Here is a 17164-nt window from a genome sequence, read left to right on the forward strand (position 1 = left end):
TTAGCCATTTATGGCTAATAAATGAAAATTAGCCGTTAAGAGCTAAACGATTCATGAAGCTTGTCATTACCTCAGTTTTACTGTCATCACTTTTACGAGTGTAGTTCGACTACTGTGGCAGTGACCCAATATGATCTGCACCATCAATAATGGATACTGAGCTAAGCGACTTTTCCATACTTGAAGTAATTCATCAAAGACTAATTTAGTAAAGTCACTGACTCATAATTGTCCAAAAATCAATTACACGGCATCTCTTCAATAATCGCTACTAATAAAAAAGGCATTAGCAAACTCTATGCTAATGCCTTTATAGATACACCATGTACAAGAACATGATTACCTTTAATTATTACTCACTAACACCGCAATCAACACAGCTTTGTAATGCAATCTCATGTTCAAAGACAGCGACTTCATTACCGCCTTCAAGAAGTTCAGCAATTTCATCAGCCACTTCTTTCTCATCAGATGCTTCGATTTGATCCGCTAACTCTTCTTCTGAATAACCGAAAAAGTTCAGTAATAAATAATTACGCGCTTCATCTTTTGTACAAGTTACGTTCACAGAAAGATCAGGTTCAATATTGCCTTGCGCAATAATCTCAGCAACCTGTGCCAGTACATCATCTTTCATCGTAGCAGTTAACCAGCCAAGATCCGTGCTTACTAACGTTTTTTTACAGTTAAAGCATGGTAGTTGATGAAAGTAATATTGAAAGTTAGTCATGGGTAATTTCTTCTTTAAGTGTTGTATAGCAAGATTATGCGTATTTTCTAGCAAAATGCTATCTCAATAACTCTTTAAGGCTTATTTTCTCTGACTCATAAGGAGTCAAACCATCACTATAGCCTCATATTGACCCATGTGACTACTGGCTATGACACCAATTGGCTTAACCATTTTTTCTGTACAAAAGCTTTAGCACGCTCTGTATGTTTCTCTTCTAAAAAAGGCAAAGCTTCTTCGAAAGTTGCCACATAAGGGGCTTTTTTCTCTGACCATTGAACAAGATGAAAGCCTATTTCAGTTTCGATGGGACGACTCACCTCCCCTTGCTTTAAGTGACTTAGCGCCTCTGTTAGCTCAGGAAATAACTTACCCTCTTCACACCAACCAAGATCACCATGCTCTACCGCACTTGGGCACTCTGAATGCTTTATCGCTAAATCACCGAAATCCTCAGTATGTGTCAGTAAATAAATCGTGTTGATTCTTTTTCGCGAATTAGAACGAGTATTCTCTTCAAAGTCATCATTAATCGTGATCAGAATTTGCTTCATGCGCCATAGCGAAGCGCGTGAGAACTCAAGTTTATTTTTTTCATAGTAAGCTAACGCATGCTGTTTATTTAGCTCAGGGATATCTTGCCCTACAAAGTCCATCACTTTGTCACAGGTTAACTCTTCACGCAGGGCTACTTTATACCCTTCTTGCGTAATCCCCTGCTTTTTCAATACATCATAAAATTCTTGCACACTGTCAAAGCTATCAACACATTTTTGATAAGCTCTCAGCACTTCTTTATGTGAGACATCAACCAATTCAGCTTCTGGTGACTTTAAAATAGTTTGCTGCATAACAAGTAAACTATTCGCCTTAATAGCTACGTCTTGTTGCTTAGCTATCGATAAGTGTTCGAAATTCAATCGATGGTGTTCTGTCGCTAGTTTTGCTTTAAGGTATCTTAATTTCTGTTCATCCATGACGTCTATTTTCCTTATTGCGTAGTGACTTCACTAGGCAACGTTAATGCCTTTGAATCTAACCAAACACGTTCATTCGCTAGGTCAATCAAGTATTCAATTTTACCGGTTTCAAGATCTCTAAAAACGCGTTTAACCTCAATGAGATCACCGACTTCTGCCACAATTTCACCGCGCATTTTCAATGAAACAGTGAGTTGAGCCATTTCCAAAGATCGAAACAGGCATGGAATCCACTCTAGATGGCTCGCAATAACTTCGGTATCACGCACGCCAACAACCTGATCAATATTTGGGAAATAGATCTGATAAATCACCTGGTCTTGTAAAAAGTATCCATAGCTTTTCACTATGCCAACTTCACCTTCAGGGACGAGCAGATCCCCCTTAATCGATGATTTAAAACTACCATCATTTCTTATATTGCGAACGACTCTAACGTCACTACCGCTAAAAAACCTTGGTTCTTCATTTGCCATCACTCACTCCTTTAATCACAGTCGCTGCATCCGTCGCAATTAGATGGATTAAATGCTAATTCATTGCCCTTCTCTATCTGACGATATGCGATACGAAGCGCTTTTTGATAATCAGTAAAACTATGCTCTGTTTCTTTTTCCATAGAGGCAAGCAAGTAGTGGTACATTCTAAGTAATGGAATTCGTTTGGTTTGTAGCAATATTTTTGAGTATTCTATGCCAAAATATTCGCAAAAATCTTCTGCACTACTCAATGCGCTTATTTGTTGTTTTTGTCGATCATTCATTACAACTCTTTACCTCACTATACAAAACAAGTCTTTGCTAATTGATACAAATCAGAATCGGTTGGGATAGACTTATTCGATTCAGACCACCCTCGCAAATAGCGTCGTATACGATCACATTGCGCTTTAGAGAGCTCAATGCCTAAATCGTTATACACCATTGAAATAGCACGACTACCTGAATGTTTACCTAATACCACTTGATGCTGACGACCAACAATATTGGGTGAAAAACCCTGATAATTGTTTGGATCTTTCGCAAGACCATCAACATGTATTCCTGACTCATGGGTAAAGACTCGTTCGCCAACAATGGCTTTTTGCGGACAATGAGCACGCCCAGATTTTTGGCTGACAAGATCACATAAGGAAGGAAGTGCGGTAAGGTCAATACCCGTTTCGCCTTTACCTAAAACTGACATCGCGACAACCACCTCTTCAAGTGCTGCATTACCTGCTCGCTCTCCTAAACCCGATACTGTGGTGTTCACTGAGGTTGCACCCGCTTCTATCGCTGCTAATGTATTTGCAGTTGCTAAGCCAAGGTCATTGTGGGCATGCATCTCTATTTGTAAGTCGCAGTGGTGTCGCAAATGTCTAATGTACTTCTGGGTTTTATTTGCATCAAGAATACCTAATGTATCTGCAAACCTCAGTCGTTTGGCTCCAGCACGTTGTGCGACGTTAGCAACAGTGGCTAAAACATCAAGTGACGAGCGAGACGCATCTTCCATACCTAAACAGACTTGAAAACCTAAATCGACAGCGCATTCAATATGGTACTGGATGTACTTTAAGTAATGCGCTTGAGATGTAAAATTGAGTTTCTTCGTGATCTGCTGCTGTGAGGTTGGGATTGATAGATCAACCCAGTTCAAACCAAGATTTGTCGCTGCATGAATATCACGGCTATTCATTCGACACCAAGCCATTGACTGTGTCGTTGTCAATGCACGGTTAATCTCGGCAATGGTTTCTTGCTCTTGTCGTCCCATCGCGGGAATTCCAATCTCAAGCTCTTGTACCCCTACCGCTTCTAAGCGCTTGGCGATAGTTACTTTTTCCTCACTGCTAAAGGCGACACCTGGGCTCTGCTCTCCATCGCGCAAAGTGGTGTCATTGATGGTGACGACTGACTGAGTTTGCTTAGACATAGCTTTACCCCCACTAACCATATGCTGGACTAAAGCTATTTTCCGAACCTACGTTTTCTTGACTGTTCCAATAAGGAGACATATCACGTAGTCGCTCAACAATCTTAGGCAAATGCGCTAGCACATGATCAATGTCGTCCTCTGTAGTGAAACGTGAAAGCGAGAAACGCAATGTGCCATGGGCTGCAGTAAACGGGATTTCCATTGCTTTCATTACGTGCGAAGGCTCAAGAGAACCTGACGTACAAGCTGAACCTGATGATGCGGCAATACCCACGTGGTTCATCATCAGCAATAACGCTTCCCCTTCTATGTATTCGACAGCGATATTACTCGTGTTTGGCACTCTTTCAGAAGGGTTACCCGTGACAAAGGTACTAGGAATTCGAGCTAAAATGCCCTGCTCAAGTCGGTCACGCATTAGTGCTATACGACTGATGTCGGTTTCTAAAGACAGTTCAGCTAACTCTGCAGCTTTGCCTAGCCCAACAATCGAGGCACAATTTTCAGTACCAGCGCGTCTGCCACGTTCTTGGTGGCCACCGCGAAATAATGGGCGAAAGCGAGTCCCTCTTCTTAAATAAAGTGCGCCGATGCCTTTTGGCGAATGAAATTTATGCCCAGACAAAGAGATCATATCTATCTCTGTCAGTTTGACATCAACGGGGTATTTTCCTAGCACTTGTACCGCATCCACATGGACTTGAGCGCCAAAGGATTTCGCTAGACGAGCAACTTGTGCGGCAGGAAACAGCGTACCTGTCTCATTATTTGCCCACATTAAAGAAACGACCGCAACATTGGTACTTAGTGCCTGCTTTAAGGCTTCCATATCAAGGCGGCCTCGGTTGTCTACCCCAATGTAGTGTACCTTGTACCCTTTTCGCTCCATGTGCTGACACAGTTCTAGCGTGGCTGGGTGCTCGACAGCGGTGGTGATGATCTCTTTGCGCGATGGTAAAGCTTCCAGTGCAGAGTAGATGGCAGTAGCACTTGCTTCTGTCGCAGAAGAGGTAAATACCACTTCTGAACTGTGCTCTGCTCCGATTAAGGATTGAACCTGCTCACGTGCTTTTTCGATAGCAATACCGACTTGACCGCCCAAACTATGAATTGAAGATGGGTTGCCATAATATTCAGTAAGGTACGGCATCATTTCACTTAAGACAGCAGGATCGATATTAGTCGTTGCGTTATTGTCTAAGTAGACCATTTTAGATGGGACAGAACTAAGCATAACTCGCCTCCTTTTTAAGGCTATCAGCTTGGACAGGAAAAACGATGATATCCTCTCCTAATGCTTGAGATATTTTTGTCTCAACACTCGCTAAAGTTAAGCCTGATAGCCCACAACCACTGCAGTTTCCTGATAGATGGATAAAGACCATATCATCTTCAATATCCACTAAAGTGATTTCGCCACCATCGGCATGTATACCTGGGCGAACTTCATCAAGTACCCCTTCGATAATGACTCTTCTCTTATCCTGTACAGCGTCATCCATTGTTGCTGCAATAGCCGTGCTGGCGACTTCTTTCAGTGGGGTCGCTAGACAATCTTCTAATACCCATTCAATTTTTTCATGACATGAGCTACAAGCACCGCCGGCTTTGGTGTAGTTAATGACTTCTTCTAATGAAGTGAGGTTATTGGCTGCAACAACGCGCTTGATCATTAAGTCATCAATCGCGAAGCATTTACAAATTAACTCACCTTCTTCGTGGTCATCATCAACCGCTTCGCCGCGATAATCAGCAATCGCTGCATGAAGCGCTTCCATCCCCATGACTGAGCAATGCATCTTTTCAGGTGGTAATCCATCAAGATATTCTGCGATGTCATTATTGGTGACTTTGAGCGCTTGCTCGACCGTCTTGCCAATAATAATTTCTGTCAATGCCGACGAAGAGGCAATCGCACTACCGCAGCCAAACGTCTGAAAACCTGCATCGACAATGACATCGGTTTCTTCGTCAATGTTTAAGCTAAGGCTCAATGCATCGCCACAACTCAACGAACCGACATCACCTTTGGCACTGGCATTGTCGAGCATTTTCGCATTTCTAGGTTGAAAAAAATGTTCTTTAACCTTGTCTGAATAATTCCACATAAGCACTCCTTGCTGCTTCGCACCCGCTATTCGAGATGCACTATACAAAGTAAGTTGCAAACATCGCACCTAGAAATAAAACACGATAAAACCATTGATATATAAGGGTTTTACGACAAAACTGACAATTTTATTTGTGACGCTTGTCATGTTTTGTCATAAAGTAGATAAATAATTTGTCTGAAAGGCAACAATTTGGTATGCATAGATGTACATATAGTGACAAAGGCAAGAATTTGAACTGAATTAAAAGTACGTCACTCTCTCAACTCGATATAGCCCCCCTAACACCATGTACTCTTGCTCACCATGCAACACCTTTGGCAATAAAGAGTCAAAGCAGACAATTTTGTAAACTGGAACACTAACTTTGATGATGTGATTTCCAAACTGGATCGCTAATTCCGGATCGCTGGTTAATGAGCTTAAATTATTAAAATACGCGACATTCATTTCAGCTATTTGCGAGGTGGTTAAATTGGAGAAACCGCGATACAAGGTGACATGAGTCCGATCAGGGTCGCGCAATTCAAGTTCCAATTGGCAATAGAAATATAAGAAATCCAACTGATCAAACAACTCGATATTACTAGAAAGGAAAGAACCGCCTGATTTAAGGTAACGTTGATAAGCATGACTATCAGGATGACTGATAGGATTATGATGATAACGTGTGAGTAACCCAAAGCGAGATTCCACCCACTTGCGCCACACCGCTGCATGTGGACTATCGGAGTTAAATATCCAACCAAGCAGTAGCTTACGATAGTTCCCAGGGCTTTTTTTAAGACTGTTTACTCTGTTTTTTATTGATGATTCAACACCAAACCTTAAACTCATCACGTTTTGAAAATAATCAGCACGCTCATTAGGTGTGAGTAAACTGATCACTTGTGTGCGAAAGTGACCTAGCCAAGGCTCAATGCTATTAATCGTGATAGGAACTGGGCGGTGTTGGTAATCGAGGCTAACAATCAATTTCGAAGGTAAATTACAGTGGTTATGGACAAGCGTCATGCCATCAAGAAACGTATTTTCCTCTTCACTGATCGTATAAATCGACGTTCTAGCTGGCATGCTCACTACGTCCAAGATTAAATAGTTGCTCTGCAAGACTTCGAATCTCTTGCTCTTTATACAATGCATCGAGATATAATAAGCCTCACTAAGCAACCTATAGCTTTATCGAGATTTGACGGCATAGGATAACTACGCAAGCGCTGAGCCAGCTTCAAAGCTGTGGCAATTTTTCGGGCAAACCTTAGCGCATGAGCCACAACCAACACAGTCGAGCTTGTCTTTGGTTGCCATGACCATCATGACTTGATCATCATCGTAGTCGTCATACATATCATCGTCATCATCAACGTCTTCTTTCTCAATAAGATCAAAAACATCGCGCGAACAGACTTTATAACATCGTCCACAACCAATGCAGCTATTGGCATTAACCTCATCGATAAACTGTGGGTCCCATACCGCCCCGCCCCTTGTTTGGCCTGCTATTTTTGCCATTATTTACTCCTTTTAGTGGTTATACCCACTCTTCATCCATTAAATGCTCTAAACGTTGTTGGTCATCCAACGAAGTATCATTACGCTGTGGTTTTTGCATGAGCGCACGCTTTATCCATCCAGTCGGTGTTCCCACTAAATCCTTTTGCAAACTAGCAATTAACGCGTGAATATCCATGCCTTGTTGTACTTTCACGGGGTTAACACCACTTTGCATCAGTTGCCTAATCGCTGAAACGCCACACGCATTACAATAAATCGCTGCACAATTAAGAACCGATAAATCATTGATTCGAGAAGGCAGTTTTCCATGCCTATCTTCATCAACTTCTTGATACTCTATGGCCTCTAGCAGCGACCAACTTTTTTTACCTACCCCATAAATCAACACGCACTTGGCTGTGCCAAAATGCTGATCAACGTGGTGTCTATCCTGTGTTGCAAAGGCAATATTAAAACTGAACTCTGAATTATTTGGACGTGGTTCCACTGACAGTTTTCGTCTGTTATTTAACACAATAATCCCTCCCTACCACTCGTAATTTGGCACGACTTGTTCAGCATCAACGCGATATTCACTAACATGTGGTTCAACCTCTTTGACGCGATGCATCAATTGGTTTGCAATCGCGAAGAGTCTTTCACGGCTTCCTTCATAGCCAAACTGACGTACATCCATATTCCCAAACTGATCATGACAAGGGTAACCGGCTCTCACTACGGGGATCTGTGGTTCATAAATTTGAGCGGCATGAGAGTTACCAATAATGAGATCAACAGACGCACCGGAATCTGCGACATGAGAGAGGTCGCCAATGATGATTTTGTTAGCATTAATTGTGCGTACTGCCGCGTTGTCTATCGTCGTCACAACTCGGTCTATGTTCGCTCCCATACTGTTTAGTAGTAAGCTATATCCCATGGTGAGATCCGGCTCAAGTGCCATAGAAATGGAAGAAGCAGATACAAAAAAGTGACTATCAACCATCGCATCTTGTAAGCGCTGACGCTCACGCGTTATCCATTGAGGAACCGTTTTACTACTCAATTCACTAAGCGCCATGATCAGGGCATCAGCTTCATCAATTCCCATCCCCATTGATGTGGAGATAAATGGAATAGAAAATCGTCTTTCTAACCATTTTGCGGTCGGCAACATGGATCCACCAATCACAATGGTTGCGACGCTATCAGAGATCATTTCAACTTCTTGCATCGACGTGCCGCCCATACTCGTTGGGGAGTAATCGGCGTTTTCCATGTGCCCATCCATAGAAAGAGAAATATCTGGAACAAAAATCGACTCTAAATCAAATGCTGATAAGTAGCGCTTTAGGGTTTCAATGTCTGCAGAAGTCATTGAAACTGAGCACAACACGGTTACCAATTTCTTTTCTCTACGCAAACCTGTCGGTGCTTTAACGACCTGGCGCACGATACGATCGACGGCATGGGCAAAACCGGTTTGCATTGAACCGCTGAAATCTGGCGTATTCATTCCGACAATTTCGACTGATGCATAGTTAGGGTGAGATTGTTTGAAATCCATAATGACCCGAGTGAGATCAGTACCTTGCATTTCAGTTAGACCTGTCGTCATAACGGAAATCAACTCGGGTTCATGCTTGTCACATAAGAGCGCTAATGCTTCGGTTAGATTGTCATCGCCCCCCATTACGGCAGAGATATGGTCAATGGCCGTATTTTGAATAGGGATTGGCTCTCTAAAATGGGAGATCAAATAGATTTTACTAAAAGCAGCACAGCCTTGAGCGCCATGTAATAACGGAATAGAGCCACTAAAGCCAAGTGAAGCGATCACCGCACCGGTCGCTGGACTGGTTTTTAACGGTTGAGTCACTAGCGGTGCACGGTTATTGATAAATTCAGTCATAATCTCGTCCTCACCCTTCCTTGTATTGAGCGACAGTTTGCTTAAGTTGTGGCGTATTTTCAGTCGCTGATGCCCATGGTGCTGTGCTTCTCGCTGCCTTCCAGACTGGGCTTTCAATCGTTCGACAAAGCTCTTTAGCAAGCGTAATCATCCCTTCATACCCAGCGTAAGCAAGTTCACGTTCTTGGTTTATATGTAGGAAAGGCACAGGTGCTTTCATTGCGGTGTACATGTTTCGTCCACCTGCAATCAACACATCAGCATCATACTGGCTATAAACATCAAGGAGTTTTCTAGCGCCTCCCTCATCCAACATTAAGGCTTCTTTGCCCATAATGTCTATGATGCGATTTTTATCCGCTTGTGTTGATTTTCGAGTGCCGGTCGCAACGGTTTCAACGCCAATATCCGCAAGTGCAGAAATGATAGACCAAGACTTCACTCCGCCCGTGTAGAGCAACGCTTTTTTGCCTTTTAATCTCGATGCATAGCTTTTGAGTGCTTCACGAACTCGTTTCTCTTCGCGCTCAATTACCACTTCAGTATGTTGCGTTAATTGCTCATCGTTCAGTAAACGGGCAAATTGACGAAGTGATTCAGAGGTATCTTCAATGCCATAAAAGCTGCCTTCAAACCATGGAATACCCCAGTTTTCTTGCAGCTTTCTCGCAACATTAATTTGCGCTCGAGAGCACACCACCATTGAAGCGTCTGCTCTGTGCATTGTTTGGACTTGATGAAAGTGTGTGTCTCCTGCCATGCAGCACAATACACGCAGCCCTAACTCTTCTAGCAGAGGTGAAACATGCCAGAACTCCCCTGCAATGTTGTATTCACCTATCAGTACAATATCGTGCACTTTGCGGCTTGAATCGTGTTTCATTGTTGGTTTTGGTGGCGGCTCTGCACTACCAACAACCTTATTGATCATCACCTCACCTGCGATGCGGTTACCCAAATTTTTGTTGCCATAAAAACCAGCGCCATCAACATGAACCACTGGAAGACCAAATCTCTGTTGGGCTAGGCGACAAATAGCATCAACGTCATTTCCTTCTAACGCTGGTACACAGGTAGAGTAGACAAATACGGCTGGAGGTTGATGGTTTTCAATCAGCTGTTTAATCCCATGCAGCAGGCGTTTCTCTGCGCGCCCCATGATCACATCTTGCTCGTTCAAGTCGGTGGTAAAGCCCAACCTAAATAGGTTACTACCGCTGGCTTTGGTACCGCGATTATTCCAACTATTCCCTGCGCAGCCAATCGGTCCATGTACCAAGTGCCCAACATCGGCAATGGGTAGTAAGCTAATTTGAGCTCCATCAAATGTACAACCACCTGCTGTTGCTCCAGGGACCGGGCGACTACAGCCTGTTTTTTCACCTGCATTGTGCTCACAGGCTGGCTCGTCCTGTAGTAAGCGAATTTCCGATTGTTTCATTGTGCCTCCTGCAAATAAGATCCTTCTATTTACTATCTGCAATTAAAAAGCCACAAACTAAGTGACTGTTTTATATAGACAAACAAACAAGACATGAAGATTAAAACGTTACTTTTGTCGTAAAACAAACAAAGCCGACAAAACGTTTGTTAGCCCTCTTCTCGCAGGGCGACAACGACACCACAATAATTGGACGTATCCATAGTGAGCCCTAAGCATCCACTGCCCGCACCCAATAAATGCAGGTCAAATTTCTCATACTGCTCAAAGGGTTCACGTTCAGCGGTATCGTCTTCTGAGCAAAGCGTAAAACGAAGATGCGAAAAATCTTTTTTCAAGCGCACTAGGGTGTTGTCATCGATCGATGTCTCTTTATCGAGCCTACGACCAATAGTCTCAATTTCTAACAAATCATGATGTGCAGCATTCTCAGCCATAACGACCTCCCAATGACTAACGAATAAGTGATTTTTCAATCCATGGCGGCGGTGTTCCAGCAATAACCTGACTAAGATCCTCTAGTATCGTTTTTGCTTCTATCGCTGCATGCTTTTTCACTGGATGGATATTCGCTCTAGTCACTTTTGCTGCTGCTGGACCACCAATCGATAAGGTAAATAGCACATGACAATCTTGTATCATACGAACCAGGCTTTCAGTGCGCTGTTCGCCTTTAATATTGCTATCAACCTTCCTAACATCAACCAGTTGCGAATCACTACCATTAACTTCATAAACCAAAGCACGTAAGCAAGAGCCAAAATGACCATCGAGTAACTCACCTTGGTTAGAGGTAACGACCACGCGAAGTTTAGGTCCTTGCAGTGGACTACCTGCATGTACTTCTGGGGCTTGCTGTAGAGTAACGTCTTGGCTCGTTAAAATTGCCAATGCTTCGGTCATGGACTGACGATTAATTTTATCGTCGAATGAGGCGAGCATTGCGCGAAATGACTTTGGTGATATTGCCATTATTTTTTGTTCAGATAATGGCTCTCCTAAATGCTTTAGCAACAACCCGACAAAAGACTTAGTGTCTAACTCTGGTAATGTCTTTGATGCCATAGAAATACGAAGAGCAGCTTCGTTTGATATTTGCGACTCCATGCGCACGCTCCTTTTTATTTACGCTGCTACTAACCTTTTTGCACGCAGCGTTATCGGTAACTTTGGCTTGCTTGCCATAGGCTCAATAAAGTAAACCGCACCATTAGCTAGGTGCACTTCACCGCCCCATTTTGTTTCTTGATCAAACTCAAATTTGATAATGAGCTCTTCTAAATCCTTTTTTGGCAAATATAAACTGAGTTCACCTTGCTCAGTCGTTTGGATCATGACATTAGCCATTGGGTCTTCCTTGTGAGTAAGTATTAAACCAGTCGCCCTATCGCTGCACCCGAACGATCACTTGCAGGGTGCAGCGTTTAGACGTACTGCAACTTCTATCGAACGAGATCGAATCCGAAGTCTGTTTTACCAAGTTCGCTCGTCTCGCGATCTAACTTAGCCAGTACTTCATTGACAAGCGTCGTCAAGATGTACATCGCACCTTCATAACCCAAAGTCGTACTACGGTGAAGATGGTGACGGTCAAAGATTGGGAAACCGATACGCACTAGAGGGACTTCAAACTCAGCGCCTTTAGCTTTCGTATCACGCTCAATAAATTTACCGTACGAGTTACCAATCATTAAGTCTGGTTTGTCAGTAAACATAAGTGAACGGAAGTGCCATAAATCCTTGCCAGCAAAGACTTGTGCATTCTCACCGTAAGGCGTTTCAGCCAACTGAGCTTCCATCTTTTTGCGCCAGCGTTTATTACCGTTGTTACACAAGACATGCTTAATTTCACAGCCTAATTCCGTTAAGAATTTAGACATACCAAGCAGGTAATCTGGATCGCCATAGAGGGAAATCGTGACACCATGCAGCCATGAGTGTGAATCCGTCATCATATCGACTAAACGCCCACGCTCTTTAGTGATTGAAGCAGGAATAGGCTTGCCTGATACTTCCGCCATTTTCATCACAAAGTTATCAGTCCACTCCAATCCCATAGGGATCACGGTGTCTACAACGTCTTGCTTCCAAGTGCCGCTAACAATTTTCTTCGTCTTAGTTAAGTGCTCTGGCTGAAGTAATACTGTCGCTTTTGCATTAGGCGCTTGTTTAATCATATCGATAGGGGTACCACCCTCATACATACGATATTCACCGTCAGCTGGCGTATCGAGAACTTCAGAAGGATCGCACAAGTAGTTGTACTCAATCTCCATCTCATCAAGCATTCTCTGGATAACGCGGTAGTTGCCAAGGTAAGTTTCAAAACCTGGTACAATATTGATTTTCTCACTACTTCCGGCTTGTGCATCTTGTGCTGGATTTGGATTAAAGTAAGTGAGGAACCCTGAAAACATGTTGTCCCAACCCGTTAGATGGCTACCAACAAAACTTGGCGTATTCGCATATGGCGTCGGCAAATCTTCTGGTATATACCCTTCAACTTTCGCGTTTCCTGTAAAGGCACGTAAGTCATCACCGATAACTTCAGCCATACAAGTGGTAGAAAGTGCGATCACTTCTGGTTTGTAAAGCGCAAGTGAGTTTTGCAGTCCATAAAAAATGTTATTTTGACCACCAAATACCGCCGCATCTTCAGTCATTGAGTCCGAAACACACGCAATAGGCTCTTTAAAGTGGCGGTTAAAGTAACTTCTGAAATAAGCCACACACCCTTGTGAACCATGGACATAAGGTAAGGTTTTTTCAAACCCTAAAGAACACAATACTGCCCCTAGTGGTTGACAAGCTTTTGCTGGATCTATCGTGACATGCTTTCGTTTAAAGTTGAGTTCTTGATACTCTTCAGTCGTTGTCCACTCAAAGGTCTCTTTTACCTTTTGCGCGTCAACTGAGTCTTCATGCGTATTACGCTTGTTTTCAAACATCTCTGTATATTCAGGTTGCTTGAACAAGTCGTAACCCGTTTTGATATCATCAATCTTCTGGGTCATAATTTTTCTCCTACCGTGCCACTAATCTGTGAACCCCGGTTCGGTTAAATAATGTTATTGAACTGCAGTGCTTTATCTACGCAGTCTCAACTAAGGCTTCTTCTGTTTCTTTCAACCAAGGAGCTTTAACGGCACTCCAGCAAGGGTTGTTGATCGTAAGATCCATGTCGCGTGCAAAAATCGCAAAACCATCAACGCCATGATATGGACCTGAATAATCCCAGCTGTGCATTTGACGGAATGGGAAGCCCATCTTCTGGAATACGTACTTTTCTTTGATACCTGAGCCGACAAGATCTGGATTCAGTTTTTTAACAAACTCTTCCAATTCAAATGAAGAAGCATCATCGAATAAAAGCGTGGCATCTTTGAGTTCTGGTGTCGTTTTCACGTAGTCATCGTTGTGTGCAAACTCATAACCCGCACCGACAATTTCCATACCAAGATCTTCATAAGCACCAATGATGTGACGAGGTCGTAATCCACCTACGTACAACATGACACTTTTGCCTGTTAGACGAGGTTTATACTTATCAATGACGGCTTGCCACTGTACGCGGTAGCGCTTGATGACTTCTTCAGTTTGAGCTTTAATTTTGTCATCGAAGTGTTCTGCGATTTTACGCATTGATTCTTCAATTTTGGTTGGTCCAAACAAGTTGTACTCAATCCAAGGCACGCCGTTTTTCTCTTCCATATAACGCACGATATAGTTCATAGAACGATAACAGTGCACTAGGTTGAGTTTCACCTTCGGCGTATTTTCCATCTCGCCCAAGGTACCGTCTCCAGACCACTGTGCGACAACGTTTAGTCCCATATCTTCAAGAATGATTCGTGAAGACCAAGCATCACCACCGATGTTGTAATCACCGATAATTGCTACGTCATACAGACCCGCTTCAAATTCGCGCTCATCTGATTTAGATAGAACATGATCTCGGATAGTATCGTTGGCAATATGGTGACCAAGTGATTGAGATACACCGCGGAAACCTTCACATCGTACTGGCACGATGGTCTTGCCAATTTCTTCACCCTTTATCTTGGCAACCGCTTCAATATCGTCACCAATCAGACCGACTGGACATTCCGATTGCACTGAGATGCCTTTAGAAAGTGGGAATAAAGCTTCGAGTTCATCAATTGCGCCTGATAGCTTTTTATCACCACCAAATACAATGTCACGCTCTTGGAAGTCAGTAGTGATATTCAATGTGCCAAAACTATCGACACCCGTTGTGCCTGAATAATAGTTACGACGTCCTGCTCTTGAATATTGACCACAACCAATCGGACCATGAGAGATATGCAGCATATCTTTTACTGGACCCCAAACCACCCCTTTTGAACCTGCGTAAGCACAGCCACGAACGGTCATTACACCTGGCAAAGACTTACGGTTCGAGGTGATACATTTACCCTCGCTACTTTGATCATTAACACTAAGGTGTTGAGCTCGTTCTTCACGAGCCACCTCCGGATAAACTTCCAAGACTTCGTCAATCAAAGCTTGAGCTTCTGTTTTATTCATCGACATTTCTGCCTCCAATAAAGTGTGTTAGGAATAACCAATGAAAATCACTTAGACTGCTTCAGCTGCTGCCTTACCAATGATGCTCTCATCTTCGACTTCCATGATTCCGAACTCCATCAACAGATCTTCTAGCTCATCCATAGTGGCTGGGTTTGGAATAACAAATTTTTCGTTAGCAATTACTTTTTGTGCCAAGGCGCGGTATTCATCAGCCTGGTTACACGTTGGGTCATACTCAATAACGGTCATACGACGGATTTCAGCACGCTGAACGATGTTGTCACGAGGAACAAAGTGAATCATTTGCGTACCGATTTTTTCTGCTAATGCGATGATTAATTCATCTTCACGGTCGGTATTACGTGAGTTACAAATTAAACCAGCAAGACGAACCGTACCTGATGTTGCGTACTTACAAATACCTTTCGAAATATTGTTCGCTGCGTACATAGCCATCATTTCACCAGAAACTACGATGTAGATTTCTTCGGCTTTGTTTTCACGAATTGGCATCGCAAAACCACCACATACCACATCACCCAAAACATCGTAGAATACGAAATCTAAGTCGTCTTCGTATGCACCTTCTTCTTCTAGGAAGTTGATTGCCGTGATAACACCACGACCTGCACAACCTACACCCGGCTCTGGACCACCAGACTCAACACAACGGATGCCGCCGTAACCCACTTTTAGTACATCTTCTAGCTCGATATCTTCCACTGTGCCCGCTTCTGCAGCCATTTCCATGATGGTGTTTTGCGCTTTTGAGTGAAGAATAAGTCGAGTTGAATCCGCTTTAGGGTCACAACCAATGATCATTACTTTTTTCTCTGCTTCAGCTAATGCCGCAACTAAGTTTTGTGTAGTTGTTGATTTACCGATGCCGCCTTTTCCGTATATTGCACATTGACGAATTGTCATAATAGGTCCCTCCATAGGATGTGAAAATACAATTCATCTTTACTATTGCGAAATACGAGCCAACACATAAAACCATTAAAATACAAGTACTTAATAAAAAAACGCTATTGGTAGACATAACAATCAGACACTGTTTTGTTCGCTACTGTACAAAGTTGTCAGTGATCACAGTTTGTGTTCTAGATTTGTTTTGTGTTGGCAGGCCAAGAAAGTTGTTGGTAATGACATGACACTGTCAGTTTTATCTAGAAAAGTTATAGGGACCTTTGCATGAAGGTGCGCACTTTCGTGGTGTTATGTCTCTAGGAGGGTAGATGGTAGATGGTAGATGGAGTAATAGGTATCAACGTCCAGCGATAATGGAAGCTAAGCGCTGCACTTTTATCTTCTTTTAAATAAAAAAACAGGTGCATTAAGCACCTGTTGTGGAAAGTTATTAAACAAGATTTGATTAAAGGCTCATTTCCGATTTGATCATTTCAACCCAGCTATCGACGCGTTCATCGGTGAGTGATGATTGGTTGTCTTTGTCGATAACAAGGCCAACAAACATATCATCTTCCAATGCTGTCGACTCATTAAACTCATACCCTTCTGGCGACCATCGACCGACAACCTCGGCTCCAACTTCTGCTACACAGTCATACAATTCACCTAGACCATCGACAAACTCATCAGGGTAGTTAACTTGATCCCCTAAGCCGTATAGCGCCACTTTTTTACCCGTTAAATCGATTTCATCAAAATTAGGAACAAACTCTTCCCAACTTTCAGCTTGGCATTCAGCACTAAGCCCTGGTAATAAACCTTCACCATAAGTCGGTGTACCAAAAATTAAATAGTCATAATCATCAAATGCACTGGCATCGACACGATTAATATTAAGTGGCTTGTCTGCAACATCCTCACCTAACTTCTTATAAAGCTGCTTGGCAATTTTTCTGGTGCTTCCTGAATCTGTTCCAAAAAATATTCCGACTTTAGACATCATGAATCTCCCTAATAGTGTCTTAAATTAGCTACTGTCACAATTGGTAATGCAAGGACCAAACCAAAACTTAATTCATTGAAAATAAACACTTTTAAAAAACAGTGAAATGA

General features: G+C 42.8%; 19 protein-coding genes. All 19 read right to left on the bottom strand.

Annotation, left to right across the window (positions count from 1 at the left end):
• Positions 1 to 352: 352 nt before the first annotated feature.
• A complete protein-coding gene (locus BCU68_RS06185; RefSeq protein WP_102563916.1) occupies positions 353 to 730 on the bottom strand; it encodes a hypothetical protein in 378 nt (125 codons plus the stop codon).
• 149 nt (positions 731 to 879) lie between these two features.
• The gene (locus tag BCU68_RS06190; RefSeq protein ID WP_102563917.1) at positions 880 to 1707 is read right to left on the bottom strand and encodes a peptidylprolyl isomerase; all 828 of its coding nucleotides are present in this window, start codon (positions 1705 to 1707) and stop codon (positions 880 to 882) included.
• A 14-nt stretch (positions 1708 to 1721) separates the two neighbouring features.
• Positions 1722 to 2186 carry a nitrogen fixation protein NifZ gene (locus BCU68_RS06195; RefSeq protein WP_102563918.1) on the bottom strand — a complete coding sequence of 155 codons (465 nt, stop codon included), beginning with the start codon at positions 2184 to 2186 and terminating at the stop codon, positions 1722 to 1724.
• Positions 2187 to 2197: 11 nt separating this feature from the next.
• A complete protein-coding gene (locus tag BCU68_RS06200) occupies positions 2198 to 2473 on the bottom strand; it encodes a nitrogenase-stabilizing/protective protein NifW (protein WP_102563919.1) in 276 nt (91 codons plus the stop codon).
• A gap of 17 nt (positions 2474 to 2490) precedes the next feature.
• Complete coding sequence (gene nifV, locus BCU68_RS06205) at positions 2491 to 3627, bottom strand: homocitrate synthase (RefSeq protein WP_102563980.1); 1137 nt, start codon at positions 3625 to 3627, stop codon at positions 2491 to 2493.
• A gap of 13 nt (positions 3628 to 3640) precedes the next feature.
• Positions 3641 to 4864 (bottom strand): cysteine desulfurase NifS, encoded by a 1224-nt coding sequence (gene nifS, locus BCU68_RS06210; protein ID WP_102563920.1) that lies wholly within the window; start codon positions 4862 to 4864, stop codon positions 3641 to 3643.
• Positions 4857 to 5738, bottom strand: coding sequence for a Fe-S cluster assembly protein NifU (gene nifU, locus BCU68_RS06215; RefSeq protein WP_102563921.1), 882 nt, complete (start codon positions 5736 to 5738; stop codon positions 4857 to 4859). The genes nifS and nifU overlap by 8 nt, the downstream gene beginning before the upstream one ends.
• 246 nt (positions 5739 to 5984) lie before the next feature.
• Positions 5985 to 6815, bottom strand: coding sequence for an NAD(+)--dinitrogen-reductase ADP-D-ribosyltransferase (locus BCU68_RS06220; protein ID WP_157935171.1), 831 nt, complete (start codon positions 6813 to 6815; stop codon positions 5985 to 5987).
• Between the two features lie 132 nt (positions 6816 to 6947).
• Positions 6948 to 7253, bottom strand: a complete 306-nt coding sequence (gene fdxB, locus BCU68_RS06225) for a ferredoxin III, nif-specific (protein ID WP_102563923.1) — start codon at positions 7251 to 7253, stop codon at positions 6948 to 6950.
• A 19-nt stretch (positions 7254 to 7272) separates the two neighbouring features.
• Positions 7273 to 7770 (bottom strand): NifB/NifX family molybdenum-iron cluster-binding protein, encoded by a 498-nt coding sequence (locus tag BCU68_RS06230; protein ID WP_157935172.1) that lies wholly within the window; start codon positions 7768 to 7770, stop codon positions 7273 to 7275.
• Positions 7771 to 7782: 12 nt separating this feature from the next.
• Entirely contained in the window at positions 7783 to 9147 is a 1365-nt protein-coding gene (gene nifN, locus BCU68_RS06235; protein ID WP_102563925.1) for a nitrogenase iron-molybdenum cofactor biosynthesis protein NifN, read from the bottom strand.
• 10 nt (positions 9148 to 9157) lie between these two features.
• Entirely contained in the window at positions 9158 to 10588 is a 1431-nt protein-coding gene (gene nifE, locus BCU68_RS06240; protein ID WP_102563926.1) for a nitrogenase iron-molybdenum cofactor biosynthesis protein NifE, read from the bottom strand.
• 149 nt (positions 10589 to 10737) lie between these two features.
• Positions 10738 to 11025 carry a DUF6129 family protein gene (locus BCU68_RS06245; protein ID WP_102563927.1) on the bottom strand — a complete coding sequence of 96 codons (288 nt, stop codon included), beginning with the start codon at positions 11023 to 11025 and terminating at the stop codon, positions 10738 to 10740.
• A gap of 16 nt (positions 11026 to 11041) precedes the next feature.
• Positions 11042 to 11695, bottom strand: a complete 654-nt coding sequence (locus BCU68_RS06250; protein WP_102563928.1) for a NifB/NifX family molybdenum-iron cluster-binding protein — start codon at positions 11693 to 11695, stop codon at positions 11042 to 11044.
• Positions 11696 to 11713: 18 nt separating this feature from the next.
• Entirely contained in the window at positions 11714 to 11935 is a 222-nt protein-coding gene (gene nifT, locus BCU68_RS06255; protein WP_102563929.1) for a putative nitrogen fixation protein NifT, read from the bottom strand.
• A 95-nt stretch (positions 11936 to 12030) separates the two neighbouring features.
• Positions 12031 to 13602: a nitrogenase molybdenum-iron protein subunit beta gene (nifK, locus tag BCU68_RS06260; RefSeq protein WP_102563930.1), complete on the bottom strand. Its 1572-nt coding sequence runs from the start codon at positions 13600 to 13602 to the stop codon at positions 12031 to 12033.
• A 76-nt stretch (positions 13603 to 13678) separates the two neighbouring features.
• A complete protein-coding gene (gene nifD / locus BCU68_RS06265) occupies positions 13679 to 15142 on the bottom strand; it encodes a nitrogenase molybdenum-iron protein alpha chain (protein ID WP_102563931.1) in 1464 nt (487 codons plus the stop codon).
• Positions 15143 to 15187: 45 nt separating this feature from the next.
• The gene (gene nifH, locus BCU68_RS06270) at positions 15188 to 16063 is read right to left on the bottom strand and encodes a nitrogenase iron protein (RefSeq protein WP_102563932.1); all 876 of its coding nucleotides are present in this window, start codon (positions 16061 to 16063) and stop codon (positions 15188 to 15190) included.
• A 451-nt stretch (positions 16064 to 16514) separates the two neighbouring features.
• Positions 16515 to 17054, bottom strand: coding sequence for a flavodoxin (locus BCU68_RS06275; protein ID WP_241901286.1), 540 nt, complete (start codon positions 17052 to 17054; stop codon positions 16515 to 16517).
• Positions 17055 to 17164: the final 110 nt, after the last annotated feature.

Source organism: Vibrio sp. 10N.286.49.B3 (genome assembly GCF_002873395.1).
Taxonomy (GTDB): domain Bacteria; phylum Pseudomonadota; class Gammaproteobacteria; order Enterobacterales; family Vibrionaceae; genus Vibrio.